The sequence below is a fragment of the Vicinamibacteria bacterium genome, assembly GCA_035570235.1.
In the GTDB taxonomy this organism is placed as follows: Bacteria; Acidobacteriota; Vicinamibacteria; order Fen-336; family Fen-336; genus DATMML01.
The window spans coordinates 78,449-93,178 of record DATMML010000037.1 but is presented as its reverse complement, the minus strand read 5'-3'; the positions used below and the strand labels follow the sequence as shown (position 1 = coordinate 93,178).

Here is a 14,730-nt window from a genome sequence, read left to right as displayed (position 1 = left end):
CGAAACGCCTCATTGCGTTGAGTGGCGAGGCGCGGCGCCCCTGAAGGGCGCCGCTCGGCTCAGAGATGCCGGGCTTCTTCGAGCTTACGGTCGCGCTCGGAGTTGATCCGCTCCCGATCCCGACGGTACTCCTCTTCCAAAACGGACGCCGCCTCCGGATCGCGAGCCTTTCGTAGCGACGAGTGGTAGAGGATCTCTCGCTCCGCCAGTTTGGCTTCGTATATTTTCCGCACGTCGGCGATGGCGGCCCGCTGTTCCGCGCTCAAGGAGCGCTCTTCGACCCCGGTCTCGCGGTCCTTTTTCCGGAGGCGCTCCATGGCCAACTCGAAGCTGCTCTTGGGTGCGTCGTCGGGCATGAGACCTCCTGCCGGCCGTATTCCTTGTCGATTCTAGCCTACCGTCGGGCTCGGGCCGGCGGGCGGGAGTATCTACCCCCTCTCTCCCGCGAGGATCCACGCCTGCGGGAGTTCCTGGCTCTCTACCCGGGGACGGAGCCTTGAGGGCAGAGGCGCGCCCCTACTGGATGTAGCCCAGGCTCCGTAGGCGCTCGAGGTCCTCCTTGCTCATGGTCTGCGCGGAGGCCTCGTCCGGCTTCAGGCGGGCTCGCGCGGCCCGGGACTGCCAGGCCTGAAGGTCGTGCGCCAGTCGTGCTACCAGCTCGGGATGCTCGGCGGAGAGGTCCGCTTGATCGAGGGGGTCCTGGTCGTGGCGGTAGAGCTCAAATTCCGGGTCCCCCTGATGGCGCTTCGTGTTGTGGATCAACTTCCAGCCGTCGGAAACGATGGCGAACGACTCGGTGTCGCGGGGGGCCGGGCCGCCGGCGTCGACGGTCGACGCCTTCTCCGAGACCGCGGGGCGCCCTCGGCCGGGGAGGAGACCACCGTCCGCGCGCAGGCTGCCGCCCCCGGCCGGCGTCTTGAGGGTCAAGAGGGGGACGAGGCTCTCGCCTTGTGCGGGGGCGGGGATGGGAAGGCGGCTGATCTCGAGCAGGGTGGGCATGATGTCGATCGTGCGCACGGTGTCCGCCACCACCTGGCCGGAGGGCACCCTCCCCGGACCCCAGAGGATCAGGGGCACGCCCGTCAGCTCTCCGTAGGCGCTCTGGCCGTGGAAGGTCCGGCCGTGCTCGAGGAACTCCTCACCGTGGTCCCCCGTGAAGACGAGGAGGGTCTTCTCGGCTAGGCCCAGGGCCTCAAGACGCTGGCGGAGACGACCGATCTCTGCGTCCATCCCCCGGATCGACCCGTCGTACCAGTCGCGGTCGCGGGCCGCCCAGACCTTGGGATCGAGCCTTGCCCTCTCGAGCTCTGCCCAGGTGGGCATGCCAAAGAGCTTCAGCAAGGGGTCCGCGATGAACTTCTGCACCTCCTTGGCCTGGCGCTCGTGCTCGCCCCGCCAGGCGGGGTCGGCCCACAGGGAGTCGTAGGGAGGGTAGGGGCGGTAGGGATCGTGGGGATCGGAAACGTGGAGAAAAACGAAGAAGGGGACGTCGCGGTGCGCCTCCAACCAGGGGAGAAGCCGGTCCACGTACTCTCGGGCCGTCTTGCTCGACTCTCTGTCAGGCAGGGAGCTGTCCTCGTGGACCACCTCGAAGCCCTTGTGGAGATTAGTGAACCGACCCGTGAACATGATGGACGAGAAGGACAAGGTGGCGTACCCGGCCTCGCGGTAGACCTCGGCGATCGTCCGCGCCGCGCTGGGTAGACGGTCCGAGAACTCCTTCACTCCGTGGGAGGTGGGGTAGAGGGAGGTCATGAGGGAAGGGGTCGCGACCTTGGTCCAGGTGGCCTGACCCACGCAGTCACGAAAGAGGGTCCCCTCCCGGGCCACGGCGTCCAGGATCGGAGTGGTCGCGCGCCCGTAGCCGTAGACCCCCAGGTGGTCTCGACGGAGGGTGTCGGCCCAAATCAGGATCACGCCTTGGGGGGGCGGGCCGGCCAGCCTCCGGTTCGTGGCCGCCGGGGGCCGCGCGCCCAGGCTGCGCACGATGGGCGTCCCCCAAAGCCCCAGGACCCCCTTCCCCTCGGCGGCGAGGGAAAGGGAGAGGCTCACCTCCTCGCCCGCGAAGGACGAGAGGTCCAGGGAGGCATCTTCCCAGCGCTGGGGCGTGGTCACCGTCCGCTCGAGGAGGGTGTCCTCCCGCGCGCGGCGGGGGCGGCGGAGGCCCACGCGGAAGGTCACGGGTCCGTCGTCGACGGTGCCGAGGGCCAGCTCGAGCCGCGGCTGCGCGGGAAGGCGCAGGCTCACGCGGATGGTCTCCGGGCTTCGCGAGACAAGGGTCTCGCGGTAAATTCCCGAGAGCCCCTGCCACCCCACGCCGGAAGGGACCTCCGCCAAGTGCTCCCGGCGGAAGACCAGCCGCACCGACTCGATCTCGAAACGCGCCCCCCGCGCGTTGGTGGGCAGGATGAGGAGGTGGCGGATGTCGGCCGAGGACGGGGGGGCGGGGAGGCGCCGGGCGTCGAGCACATACGTCCTCGTCTCTGCCCCCGGGATGATGGGGGAGGTGAGGCGCCAGGGAAGCTGGCGCACGCGGGTCGCAACCTCGCCCAGGTCGACCTTCTCCGTCTCACGGTAGGTGAAGGCCAGCTCGTTGCCGGCGGAGACGCGCAGGCGAATCTGGACCTCGTGCAGCAGGTCCTTGTCCTCGAGTCCGCTCGTGCGCTCGAGGTGGAGGATGGGATGGTCGTCGGTAGCGCGGCCGACGAGGCGGCCCTCGCCCAGGACGAGGTCCGCGGTGCCGGGTCCGGCCTCCCATCCCCGGGTCAACGGGAGCCTTCCCGGCTCGGGCGGGCTCGGGCCGTCAAACCGCCACTCGGTCCGGGCTCGCGTTAGGACGCCCTCCGCCACTCGACCCTCCACCTGGGTTGGCCGGTAAAGGTCGACGAGGCGGAGGCTCGGGGGAGGCTCGGGCCGGGTGCAGGCGCCGAAGAGAACGGGCAGGAGGGCGGCCGCGGCCCGGGGCCACCCTCCGGCGGCGGAGTGAAATCTGAGCATGCTCCCTCCCGCTCCAGGGGCGGATGCGCGTGATTCTACCCGGTATGCGCGGGGCGGCACCGCCCGCCCGAGCTAATAGGCGAGCAGCTCGCGCAGGGCGTCGAGGAGCCGGCCGTGGGGGGAGAAGATCCTTTCCAGGCTCCGGCTGAAGGGCACGGGGGTGTCGAGAGCGCCCAGCCGCGCCACCGGCGCATCGAGCCACTCGAAGGCCTCCCTGCTCAGGGTCGCGGCGATCTCTGCCCCGAAGCCTCCGGTCACGGGGGCTTCGTGCAGGACCAAGGCCCGGCTCGTCTTGGCCACGGAGCGGATGGTGGTCTCGGTGTCCCAGGGCATTAGAGACCGGAGGTCTACGACCTCGAGCTCCTTGCCCTCCGCGGCCAGGGCGGCGGCCGCTTCCAGCGCCCAGGTAACCCCCACACCGTAGGTCACCACTGTGGCGTCACGCCCGGCGCGGGCAATTCGAGCTTGGCCGATGGGCAGGGAATAAAAGCCTTCGGGAACCGCGCCCCGGGCCGAGCGGTAGAGGGCCTTGTGCTCGAGGAAGAGAACCGGGTTGCCCTCCTCGAAGGCGGCCAGGAGCAGGCCCTTGGCGTCGTAGGGGGTGGCCGGAGCCAGGACTTTGAGTCCAGCCACGGCCGTGAACCACGACTCCACGTTCTGCGAGTGAAACGGGCCGGCGCCCACCCCCCCGCCCACCGGGGCCCGCACCACTACCGCCACCCGCCCCCCCCAGCGGTAATGAGTCTTGGCGAGGTTGTTCACGATCTGGTTGAAGCCGCAGGTGATGAAGTCCCCGAACTGCATCTCCACCATGGGCCGGAAGCCGTCCAAGGCCAGGCCCAACGCGGCGCCCAAGGCCGCCGATTCGATGATGGGGGTGTTCCGCACCCGGGCCTTGCCGAACTCCTCGACGAAGCCTTCCGTCACCTTGAAGACGCCGCCGTACTCCGCGATGTCCTGCCCGAGGAGGATGACGTCGGAGTTGCGCTGCATGGCCACTCGCAGCCCGTCGCGGATGGCGTCCACGTAGCGCAGCTCGGGGGCTCCCGCCTCGTCCTCCGGGCGGGGGGGGCGGGGTTCAAGCAGGCTGGGCGCGAAGACATCCTTCTGCTCCTCGGCCGCGGCGGAGGTGGGATCGGGGGCGGAAAGGGCCTCCTCCACCGCGGCATCGATGCGGGCTTTGTGGGCGCCGCGGACGCGCTCGACTTCCTCCGTGGAGAGGACGCCGTGCGCGACGAGGAACTTCTGGTAGCGGCCCACGGGATCCTTCTGCGCCCACTCCGCCACGAGCTCCGGGGGCACGTAGTCGGTGCCCGAGGCCTCCTCGTGGCCCCGCATGCGGAAGGTCTTGCATTCGAGGAGCGTCGGCCCGTCGCCGCGGCGGGCGCGCTCGGCCGCTCGCGTGACCGCGCGGTGCACGGCCAGGAGGTCGTTCCCGTCCACCACGATGCCCGGCATCCCGTAGCCTAGGCCCCGGTCGGCGAGATGCCGGCAGGCGTATTGCTCGTGGGCGGGGGTGGAGAGACCGTACTGGTTGTTCTCGATGACGAAGAGAACGGGAAGCTTCCAGACCGCGGCCAGGTTCAGCGCCTCGTGGAAGTCGCCCTCGCTGGTGCCGCCATCGCCGCTGAACGCGGCCACTACGCGCTTCTCGCCCCGCAGCCGGGCGGCCAGAGCCAGGCCGTCCGCCACCGGGAGCATGGCCCCCAGGTGGCTGATCATGCCCACGATCCTCTTCTCCAGATGCCCGAAATGAAACGTGCGGTCGCGGCCCTTGGTGAAGCCGCCCTCCTTGCCCAGGAGCTGGCGGAAGAGCCGGCCCAGCTCCAGGTCGCGCCCGGTGAAGACTCCCAGATTTCGGTGCAGGGGGAGGATGGTGTCCTCGGGCTCCAGCGCCGTGACCACGCCGGTGGCGATCGCCTCCTGGCCGATTCCCGAGAACCACTTGGAGAGCTTGCCCTGGCGAACGAGGAGCAGCATCTTCTCCTCGATCATGCGGGGCAGGAGGAGCGCGTGGTGTAGCTGCCGGAGACGGTCGGGGGTGAAACCCTCCACCAGGCTCGCCGCGGCCACCGCCTCCGCCGCGGCCTTCGCCACCGCGGCCGCGGCCGCGCCGCCCAGGGGCAAGGTCTCGTCGATCATGGCGTCATTTTTTCAGGAGACCGCCGCGGAGGCAAATGGGCTAGAACAGGACTCGCATGCTGCGCGCGTAGCCGGTGAGCTCCGCATAGCCATGGCCGGTCAGGGGTGCGCCGCCCTGGGATCCCGTGACGCGGACCGCACCCTCCCAGTATGTGAACGACGTGCGCATCTCCTGGTCTTCGAGCCAGGGCTCCACCCGGAGGCGCATCCCGGTGGAGGGGATGGTCACGTCCCAGCGCAAGGGATAGACGGCTCTGCTCTCTGGGCTCTGCCACCTGCTCTTTACCTCTACCTGGAAGTCGCCCGCCCCCAGGTGGCGGGTGCGCCCCTCCGGGTCGACGAGGGTTCCTCCCGAGACCGGCTCCAAGGTTCCGTCTTGGCGCCGGATGGAGAACAGCATCACCTCGCGGCCGTCGCTCAGCTGAAGGCTGAACCAATCCCAGCCCACCGCCTGGGGGCCCAATGCGCTCGTGCTCCACTCGTGGTCAAACCAGCTCTCACCCTCGACGTCGGCGGGGGCCCCCCCGCTGCCGATCGTGCCGCGCGTGTGAAGGCGCGGGTAGCCGACATAGTAAGAGGCGTTGCCCGGCTCCTCCCCCTTGGGGGACAAGCCGCGGTCGCCGTAGGTGATGAGCGGCTTGGCGGCTTTGAGGTCGAGGTCGAGGGCCAAGCCGGCGTCGCGCGCTCGGAGATGCACGTCACTCCCCGTGGCGTCCACCGCCTCTGCCCGCCAGTCCTCCAGCCACACCTCGAAAGGAGCGCCCGCCGCTCCGGCCAGGCCGGCGGCCCCGCGGCTGAAGCGCTCCCGGAAAACGTGGGTCGCGGCGGTGACGTCGGTGACCGCGAGGTGGGCAAGGTAGAGCTGGTTGGTGGCCAGGCCCGGGCCCGGGGGAGGAGCCCCGGGAAGGAGCCCGCGGCGAAAGAACGTGAGCTGATAGCCAAAAGGCCGGCCGTCTTCCGTCCTCAGGTTGCCGGTGTAGTACCACCACTCAGTTTGATAGTCGTAGTGAGGGCCGTGGTCCTGGGGCAGGAGGAACGGGCGCGGGCGAATCGCGCGCTCGAAGGTTACGGGGGCTGGGTCGGGAGCCATGCGGATGCTAGGCGCCCGGCTTTCCCTGGCGGGCGCGCGCCAGACCCAGGCCCAAAGCCCGCCCAGGCCCACCACCGCGAGCGTGGCCAGGAGGGCCCGCCTCATTCCTGCCTCAGGGCCGCGGCCAGGGGTATCCGCTGTAGCCGCCGGAGGGGGTAGACCGCAGCCAGCAGGGCGGCGAGCACGCTCACCGCGACCGCCTCCACGAAGATGCCGGGCTCGAGAGTCAGCCGCATGGTCCAGCCGAACGAGCGGACATTGATCACGTCGACCAGGATGAGGGCCAGGAGAGTTCCCGTGGGTAGCGACAACAGCCCCGCCGCCCCGCCCATGAGGCCGGTCTCCAAGAGGGTGAGACCCCAGAGCTGGCCGGGGGTGAGGCCCAGGACCTGGAGGGTGGCCAGCTCCCGCGTGCGCTCGACCTGGAGGGCCAGAAGCGCGCTCCAAACTCCGATGAAGGCCACCACCACCGCCAGCACGCGCAGGGATCGGGTGACGGTGAACGTCCGATCGAAGACCTTGAGGGCTTGGGTGCGCAGGGAGCGGTTCGGGGTCACCTGGAGGGCGGTGCCGGCGAGGGCGGCCCGCAGGGCGTCGGCCACGGCGTCGGCCGATCGGCCTTCGGCCACGTACACGGCTAAGGACGAGACGCCCCGGTCGTCCCAGAAGCGCTCGTAGACGGACCGGCTCATGAGCACGGTGCCCTGCTCGCTCGCATAGTCGTAGTAGATCCCGGCCACGGGGAAGGTGTGTGCGCCCGCGTCCGTGTTGAGGACGAGGCTGCCGCCGTGGGGTGGAATCTGGCGACGGTAGGCAAAGGGCTCGCTCACGATCACCGCCCCCTCCCCCAACCGGGCCCAGGTGGTGGCGGGGTCACCCTCCGTGAACCGATAGAAGGCACGGCCGCGCTCGCGGCGGGAGTCCAGGACCGCGAGCTGGACCTCGCCCTGGGGGCTCGCCACGCGCGCGGAGCGGAGGGTCTCAACCGCGACCACCCCCGGCACCGCCGCCACCCGCGCTGGCACGTCCGCGGAGAGGGTCCGCTCGTTGCGCGCTCCGCCGGCGGCGGGGGAGCCGACGTAGATGTCGGCCCGCAGCGTCGTGTTCAGCCAGTCCTGTACGGTGGACCGGAAGCTGGCGATCATCAGGCTCACCCCGATGGTTGCGGAGACGGCCACCATCAAAGCCGCGATGGCCACGCCCGTTCGGCTCACCGCCTTCGTCACCGTACCCGCGGCCAGGCGGCCGAGGGGCCCGACCAAGGCCGAGGCCGCGGGCCCCGCGACGCGCATGAGCCCGACGGTGGCGGCGGGAGCGAGTAGGGCCAGGCCGAGGACGATGCCGAAAAGGCCGCCAAAGCTTGCGAGGAGAGAGCGGGGGAGGGCGGCCAGGGTGGCGGCCCCCCCCAGGACGAGAAGACAGCCCGCTCCGCTGACCCAGGGCAGCAATCGACGCGATTTGCCCTCGAGAGTGCTCGGCCGGAGGGCGGCCACGGGCTCCACCCGCGCAGCTTCCCAGGCGGGGGCCAGGGCGGCCAGCAGGCCGGCCCCCACGCCGAGGCCGATGCCCTCCAGGACGACCCCCAGGGTGAGCGGCGCATCCACCACCGCCAGCACGTAGTAGAGGTCGTTGATCGTCCGCGTCACCAGCCGGACCGCCCCCTGGCCGAGGACCCAGCCCAGGCCCAGGCCTAAGACCGTTCCCGCCGCGGAGGCGGTCGCCGCCTCCGCGAGGATGAGGGTGAAGACCTGGCCCCCGGTCGCGCCCAGGATGCGCAATGTTCCTATCACCGGGCGGCGTTGCACCACGCTGAAAAGGACGGTGTTGTAGATCAGGAACATGCCCACCACCAAGGCCAGCAGGCTGAGGGCGGTGAGGTTGAGCCGAAAGGCGGCGGTGAGCTGGCCCACGGTGTCCGATTGCTCGTGGGCGGGGGCCAGGCGCACTCCGGGCGGAAGCAGGGCCGCGAGCCGCTCGGCCTCGCCCGCGGTGACGCTGAGGTCGATGCGGGACAGGCGGCCTACTTGACCGAGGAGCTTCTGCACTGCTCCCACGTCCATGAGGATGAGGCCGTCGAGGGCCTGGGGGCCGGCTTCGTCCCCGGGCGTGATCAAGCCGAGGACACTCAGCGTCAAGAAACGATCGCCGACTTGGAGGCGCAGGGGACTGCCAAGGGTCAGCCGGTAGCGCTCGGCCATGCCTGCGCCCATCAGCACCCCGTCGGGTCGGGTGAGGAGCTGCGCGAGCCCGCCCGCTCCCAGCGAGCGACCATCGAGGTGGTCGCGGAATGGGCCCTCCGCCAGCGGGTCCACGCCCAGGATGCGCAGCGGCTGGCGGTCCAGGTCGAGCCCGATGGCCGTGCCCTCGACCACGGGTGCGCAGGTCCGTACCCCCCATTCCACGCGCAGGCGCCGGTAGAGGGCTTCGGGGAGGCCGCGGGGGCCGCCCCGGATCTGGTGGGTGGCCCGCCCCACCACTGCCTCCGCGCTGCGCGCGAACCCACGCCCGGCGCTGGCGATGGCGAGGTCGATCGCGACCAGCACCGCCACGCCCAACGCCACGCCCAAGATCATGAGGGCGGTGGGGAGGGGCCGCCGCCGCAGGTCACGGAAGCCGGTTAGCAGAAGGGTGCGGGTCAGCATGCTGCCCGCTCAGCCGGGGGACAGAGGTACGAGAAGGCCGTCCTCGATGGCAAAGGCGCGGTCGGCGCGGGCCGCCACTTGCGGGCTGTGCGTGGCGAGGATCAGGGTCTTGCCTGCCCGGCGCGTGACGCGGTCGAGCAGATCGAGCACGACTTGGCCGGTCGCATCGTCCAGGTTTCCGGTCGGCTCATCGGCCAGGACCAGGCGCGGGTTTTGGACGATTGCGCGGGCGATGGCCACACGCTGCTGCTCGCCCCCGGAGAGCCGATCGGGGAAATCGTGTCCCCGCTCCGCGAGCCCCACCTCCTCGAGGAGCGCGAGCCCTCGCCGGACCGCTTCCCGGGGCGGTACCCCCGCCAGTTCGGCGGGAAGCTGGACGTTCTCTAGGACGGTCAGGGTGGGGATGAGGTTGAAGAATTGGAAGACGAAGCCCAGGTGGTCGCGGCGGAAGAGCGTGCGGTCGCGCGGGGCGAGCCGGTTCAGGCACGTTCCGTCTATCAGGACGTCGCCCGACGTGGGGAGGTCGATCCCAGCCAGCAGGTTCAGCAGGGTGCTCTTGCCGCTCCCGCTCCGCCCCCGGATGGCCACGAATTCCCCTTCCTTAAACGCGGCGCTCGCCTCGCGCAGAACGGGGCGGCTCTTCCCGCCCTCGATGTACTCCTTGCTCACGCGGTCGAGGTGGATAATCGCCGTCACGGGGTGTCGCCTGTGGGGACGGGAAAGTCTAGCCTCCGGCTCCCCGACCCGCAAACGCGATGCGGGCGTAGAATACCCGCGGCTTGAGCTCTCTCCCCGCACCCCACCCCCACCCCCACCGCGACCGGTACCTCTTCGCCGCCGCCATCGGGCTCGGCGCCTTCCTGCTCTTCCAGGTTCAGTTCATCCTCGGCAAGGAGGTCCTGCCCTGGTTCGGGGGGGCCCCCGCGGTCTGGACTACCTGCATGCTCTTCTTCCAGGTGGGGCTGCTTCTGGGCTACCTCTACGCTCACGTGCTCTCGGAGAAGCTCCCCCTCCGTGGCCAGCGGACGGTGCACCTGCTCGTGCTCGGCCTGACCGTGGGCCTGCTCCTTTGGCGCGCCCTCGCTTGGCCCTCTCCCCTCACCCCCGGGGATGCGTGGAAGCCGCGCCCCGGCGAGGCCCCGGTGACGAAAATCCTTACCCTCCTCTCGCTCAGCGTGGGCCTGCCCTATCTGGTCCTCTCCGCGACGGGGCCCCTCCTCCAGAGCTGGTTCACCCGGGCCTGGCCGGGCCGCTCCCCCTACCGCCTCTACGCGCTCTCCAACCTGGGCTCGCTGCTCGGGCTCCTGAGCTACCCGTTCCTGCTCGAGCCGGTCTTCCCCCTGGGTGCCCAGGGGTGGCTGTGGGGGGGCGGATTCGCCGTCTTCGCGGCCGGTTGTGCCGCGACCGCGCTTTTCGTGGGCCGGTTGCCGCCCCCATCCCCTCCGCGTGCCACCCCCCCACCGCCAGGGGACGAGGCAGGGCCGGCGGTCTCCCGCCGAATCCTCTGGTTCTTCCTGGCCGCGGTCGCCTCCATCATGCTGCTGGCGGTGACGAACCAGATCTGCCAGGAAGTGGCCGTGATCCCGTTTCTATGGGTGTTGCCGCTCATCCTGTACCTGCTCTCCTTCATCCTCTGTTTCGAGTATGAGGGGTTCTACCGGCGCTGGTTCTGGGTAATGCTCCTGGCCCTGGCCGCGGGGGCGGCGGTGGCGGCGCTCACCCGGGGGACCAGCCTGAAGGTCCCCCAGCAGATCGGCATCTACTCTTTTGTGCTCTGGGCTTACTGCATGGCCTGCCATGGCGAGCTGGTGAGCCTCAAGCCTGCCGCCCGTCACCTCACGTCGTTCTACCTGACCGTCGCGGCGGGGGGAGCGGCGGGGGGCATCTTGACCGGCTTGGTCGCCCCCAGGATCTTCCCGGCCTTCTGGGAGCTGCACTGCGCGCTTTTCGCCGGTCCCGCCCTGGTGGCAGTGGTGGTTCTCCTCGACCGCTCCTCCTGGCTCCACCAGGGTGCTCGCTGGCGGGTGTGGACGCTGCGACTCATCCTTCCCTCCGCGCTCGTAGCCCTGGGGGTCAGCCTAGAGCGCCTGGCCGCGGATGCCGTCAGCGACTCCGAGGTCGTGGTTCGGAACTTCTTCGGCGTGCTGCGCGTGATACGGGAGGACCAGGGGACGGAGGATGAGACCCTGAGGCTCCGGCACGGCCGAATCACCCACGGCATGCAGCTCACTGCCCCCGCCCGCCGGCGCGAGCCCACCACTTACTATGGGCCGACGAGCGGGGTAGGTCTCATGCTCGAGCACCACGCCCGGCGCGAGGCGGGCCAGCCCTTGCGGGTCGGGGTGGTCGGCCTGGGGACGGGGACGCTGGCCGCCTACGCCCGACCCGGTGACACCTTCCGCATCTACGAGATCAACCCGGAGGTCGTGCGGCTGTCCTCGGGTCCCCATCCGGTCTTTACCTTCCTCCAGGACGCTCCCGGGCAGGTGACGACCGTGCTCGGAGACGCCCGCCTCTCCCTCGAGCGCGAGCCCCCCCAGAACTTCGACGTCCTCGCCCTGGACGCCTTCAGCAGCGACTCCATACCCGTCCACCTGATCACGCGCGAGGCTTTCGCCCTCTACCTCTCGCACTTGCGGCCGGGGGGAGGAGTGCTGGCCGTTCACGTCTCGAACAAGTACCTGGACCTGAAGCCGGTGGTCCGCGGCCTGGCGGGGGCGCTCGGGCTCCGGGCCGCGCTCGTGGACTCCGACGAGTCCGGGAGCTCGGTGTGGTCCTCGGATTGGATCCTGCTCGCGCGCGAGGAAGCGGACTTGGGCCCCCCAGAGGTCCGGGAAGCGGAGGAGGACCTCGACGTCACCGACCGCCGGCTGCCGCTGTGGACCGACACCTACAGCAACCTCTTGCGGGTGGTCAAGTTCCGATGAACGGCGCTCCGCTGCGCCCGCTTGGGTAGCGGGGCCGTTTCCTGACGCGACTCAATCGGGAGTTCGCGAGAGCGGAGTCGCCGGAGCCGGTGAGAAAAGGCTTCTGACACCCCTCCGGACCCTAACCGGTTCCATATGTCGCCATCACGTTGAGGGGCCATCCTTACGTTGCCGGTCAGGGTGAGACCCCTACCGCTGAGTGCTAACCTGACTGAAGCGGCATCCGGTTGCTAAGGCGGAAGGAACGACCATGAAGACACTGACGGCGCTGGCCACGGTCGCCTTGCTCCCGACCTGTCTGCTAGCCACTCCTGCAAGATCTGGGTTGGAAGTTGTGGTGCTAGGCTCGGGCGGGCCACGGGCGTTCGGCCGGGCCGGGTCCAGTTACATCGTCTTGGTGGGAGGAAGGCCGCGGATTCTGGTGGATGCCGGGCCGGGAGCGTTCTTGCGAATCGGCGAATTGGGCCTGGCGCTGGACAAGGCCGACACGGTCTTGTTGACACATCTGCATATCGATCACAGCGGAGACCTGGCCGCGTTCTTCAACGCGCGCGCGCTCACCAGTGACGGCCCAATCTCCTACCGGGTGTTCGGCCCCGACGGGGCAGGACTCTTCCCCAAGACGTCACGATTCATAAGCTTGCTGGTGGGAGAAGGCGGCGCGTTTGCATATCAGAAGACATTTGGCGTGCGGGAATCGTTTGCGGTTCGCGATCTGGCCATCCGCCTCGATTCCCCGCGCACGACAATTCTGGATGAGGATGGTTTGGTGGTGGAGGAAATCGCCACCCATCACGGCGACTGTCCGTCGGTGGCCTACCGGATTTCCCTCGGGAGTGCGGCGGTGGTTTTCTCGGGAGACATGGACGCGTCTGCGCTGCCGAATCTGGTGCAACTAGCGAAGAACGCGGACCTGTTGATCTTCAACTGTGCCGTGCTCGACCCTCCGGCTTCGCCCTCACAACTGTACGATCTGCACACCCCGCCCAGGAAGATCGGCGAGGCCGCGCGCGAGAGCGGCGTAAAGAGCGTGCTCCTGAGCCATATTGCTCCAGACGTAGAGAGGCAGAAGGCGGCGGTGCAAGACTCGATTCGGGCGTCCTATGCGGGGCCGGTTGCGTTTGCGAGCGACAAACTGGATGTGCCGATTGGGAAGTGAACGGAGACTGCTCGCGGCATGCCTCGCGGACTCGAGTCTGTTGGGTGGATGCCCCGTGGGCGCGGTCGCCTTAGACAGGACCCCCTCTGGGGGCCCCCGTCGGCGGATCTTGGCATAAACTAAGGCATTGGTTCCCGGCGTGAGGCGCGGCGGCAAGAACGTGGCGTGATCCGACGATGTGGCAAAACGGGGGGAACATGGAGCCCATCCTCAACAAGGCGCGGGGCGGACAAAACGCCCTTGAGCAGATCGCGAACGAGATCCCGGGCTTCAAGGGCTACCGGGAGAAGGAACTGCGGCGCGACGCCGATCGCCTACAGAGGGAGTACCTCTCCGCACGGCTGGAAGAGGCCAAAAAGATCCTCGACGGGCTGGCCCTCGCGGCCAGCCGGTCCGGCGCCCTCGACGGCATCAACGACATCGAGACCGCACGCAAACGGCTGGACAAGGTGGTGGCCCGCATCCGCTACGCGGATCGCGGCTACGCCGGCTTCTTCGCCACCGTCAAGGTAGACGAGGCCGCGCTGGATCGGATCTATGCGTTCGACCTCTCCCTCCTGGGAGGGGTGGATGCGGCCCGCTCGGCCGTGCAAGCGGCGGGGAGCCCAGCGGGGGGGGCCGGGGTCCAGTCCTTCCTGGCCGCCCTCGACGCCCTCGACGCGCGCCTCGGCGATCGCGAGGCGATCCTGAGCGGCATCCAGTAAGGGAGGACGGCAAATGGCGCTGCTCGAGGTCATCCAGCACTTCGACGACTCCGGCCGCGAGATCGTCCATCGCGAGCCGCCCTCCGGCTCCGCGGACATCAAGCTGGGCGCTCAGCTCATCGTGCAGGACAACCAATGGGCGACCTTCTTCCGGGATGGGAAGGCCCTGGACACCTTTGCCTCGGGACGTCACACCCTCACCACCTTGAACCTACCCCTCCTCACCCGGCTCCTGAAGATAGCCTTCGGCGGCACCTCCCCCTTCCAGGCCCAGGTCTACTTCATCAGCCGCCAGACCTTCACCGACATGAAGTGGGGGACCAAGGAGCCCATCGCCTTCCGCGACTCCGAGTTGTCGATGGTGCGTCTACGCGCCTTCGGCCGCCTTTCCATGCGCGTGGCCGACCCTGGGATCTTCCTGGCCCAGCTCGTGGGGACCCGCGGCCAATACTCGACGGATGCCATCGAGGACTTCCTCCGTGACATTTGCGTGGCCCGCCTGAACGACCTCCTGGGAGAGACCCTGAAGACAATCTTGGACCTGCCGCGCCACTACGACGAGTTGGCGGGAGCGCTCAAGGGCCGGGTGGCGGATGACTTTGGCAAGTACGGCCTGGAGCTGGTGGACTTCCTCATCGGGGCCATTACCCCGCCCGAAGAGGTCGAGAAGATGATCGACGAGCGGGCGGGCATGGGCGCGGTGGGTGACGTGCAGCGGTACATGGCGTTCAAGGCGGCGCGGGCGGTGGAAGCGGCGGCCAACAACCCCGGGGAGACAGGGAGCACGGCCGGCCTCGGCCTGGGGGCGGGGATCGGGATGATGATGCCGCAGATGATCGCGGGGGCCATGGCGGGGGCGGCGGGCTCGGGTGCGCGTCCGGGGCCCGGCCCGGCGCCCGCGGCTGCCGGCGGTCGCCGCGAGATCAAGCCCGGCATGAGCTTCGACGAGGTGCGCGGCCTCTTTGGTGCCCCCCAGGGAGAGGTGGTCTTCGGCAACAAGGCTCGCTGGACCTACGCCGACCTCACCGTCATCTTCGAGGACGGGAAGGTCGCGGAGGTGAAGCTCTGA

The 14,730-nt window shown here is 69.4% G+C and carries 10 protein-coding genes; 4 read left to right on the top strand and 6 right to left on the bottom strand.

Going from position 1 to position 14,730, the window contains the following annotated elements; all coding sequences use genetic code 11:
• Positions 1–59 precede the first annotated feature (59 nt).
• The 6 genes from VN461_06170 to VN461_06145 all read right to left on the bottom strand — a co-directional run bounded on the left by VN461_06170 (position 60) and on the right by VN461_06145 (position 9,567).
• A complete protein-coding gene (locus tag VN461_06170; protein ID HXB54349.1) occupies positions 60–356 on the bottom strand; it encodes a hypothetical protein in 297 nt (98 codons plus the stop codon).
• A gap of 160 nt (positions 357–516) precedes the next feature.
• Positions 517–2,997: a sulfatase gene (locus tag VN461_06165; protein ID HXB54348.1), complete on the bottom strand. Its 2,481-nt coding sequence runs from the start codon at positions 2,995–2,997 to the stop codon at positions 517–519.
• A 72-nt stretch (positions 2,998–3,069) separates the two neighbouring features.
• On the bottom strand, positions 3,070–4,992 hold the full coding sequence (locus VN461_06160; protein ID HXB54347.1) for a thiamine pyrophosphate-dependent enzyme: 1,923 nt from the start codon (positions 4,990–4,992) through the stop codon (positions 3,070–3,072).
• 187 nt (positions 4,993–5,179) lie between these two features.
• Positions 5,180–6,334, bottom strand: coding sequence for a lipocalin-like domain-containing protein (locus tag VN461_06155; protein HXB54346.1), 1,155 nt, complete (start codon positions 6,332–6,334; stop codon positions 5,180–5,182).
• The gene (locus VN461_06150) at positions 6,331–8,871 is read right to left on the bottom strand and encodes an FtsX-like permease family protein (protein ID HXB54345.1); all 2,541 of its coding nucleotides are present in this window, start codon (positions 8,869–8,871) and stop codon (positions 6,331–6,333) included. Before VN461_06150 ends, VN461_06155 begins: the two co-directional genes overlap by 4 nt.
• Before the next feature lie 9 nt (positions 8,872–8,880).
• Positions 8,881–9,567, bottom strand: coding sequence for an ABC transporter ATP-binding protein (locus VN461_06145; GenBank protein HXB54344.1), 687 nt, complete (start codon positions 9,565–9,567; stop codon positions 8,881–8,883).
• Between the two features lie 83 nt (positions 9,568–9,650).
• Here VN461_06145 and VN461_06140 point away from each other — a divergent pair, with 83 nt between their 5' ends.
• From VN461_06140 to VN461_06125, 4 genes are all read left to right on the top strand, one after another.
• On the top strand, positions 9,651–11,798 hold the full coding sequence (locus VN461_06140) for a fused MFS/spermidine synthase (protein ID HXB54343.1): 2,148 nt from the start codon (positions 9,651–9,653) through the stop codon (positions 11,796–11,798).
• A gap of 250 nt (positions 11,799–12,048) precedes the next feature.
• A complete protein-coding gene (locus VN461_06135; GenBank protein HXB54342.1) occupies positions 12,049–12,957 on the top strand; it encodes an MBL fold metallo-hydrolase in 909 nt (302 codons plus the stop codon).
• 197 nt (positions 12,958–13,154) lie between these two features.
• Positions 13,155–13,661, top strand: a complete 507-nt coding sequence (locus tag VN461_06130; GenBank protein ID HXB54341.1) for a hypothetical protein — start codon at positions 13,155–13,157, stop codon at positions 13,659–13,661.
• 13 nt (positions 13,662–13,674) lie between these two features.
• Positions 13,675–14,730: an SPFH domain-containing protein gene (locus VN461_06125; GenBank protein HXB54340.1), complete on the top strand. Its 1,056-nt coding sequence runs from the start codon at positions 13,675–13,677 to the stop codon at positions 14,728–14,730.

Excerpts from the sequence above, each read along its gene's own strand:
- VN461_06155 (HXB54346.1), bottom strand. The coding sequence starts at position 6,334 with ATGAGGCGGGCCCTCCTGGCCACGCTCGCGGTGGTGGGCCTGGGCGGG.
- VN461_06160 (HXB54347.1), bottom strand. The coding sequence starts at position 4,992 with ATGATCGAGGAGAAGATGCTGCTCCTCGTTCGCCAGGGCAAGCTCTCC.
- VN461_06170 (HXB54349.1), bottom strand. The coding sequence starts at position 356 with ATGCCCGACGACGCACCCAAGAGCAGCTTCGAGTTGGCCATGGAGCGC.
- VN461_06135 (HXB54342.1), top strand. The coding sequence starts at position 12,049 with ATGAAGACACTGACGGCGCTGGCCACGGTCGCCTTGCTCCCGACCTGT.
- VN461_06125 (HXB54340.1), top strand. The coding sequence starts at position 13,675 with ATGGCGCTGCTCGAGGTCATCCAGCACTTCGACGACTCCGGCCGCGAG.
- VN461_06150 (HXB54345.1), bottom strand. The coding sequence starts at position 8,871 with ATGCTGACCCGCACCCTTCTGCTAACCGGCTTCCGTGACCTGCGGCGG.
- VN461_06165 (HXB54348.1), bottom strand. The coding sequence starts at position 2,997 with ATGCTCAGATTTCACTCCGCCGCCGGAGGGTGGCCCCGGGCCGCGGCC.
- VN461_06130 (HXB54341.1), top strand. The coding sequence starts at position 13,155 with ATGGAGCCCATCCTCAACAAGGCGCGGGGCGGACAAAACGCCCTTGAG.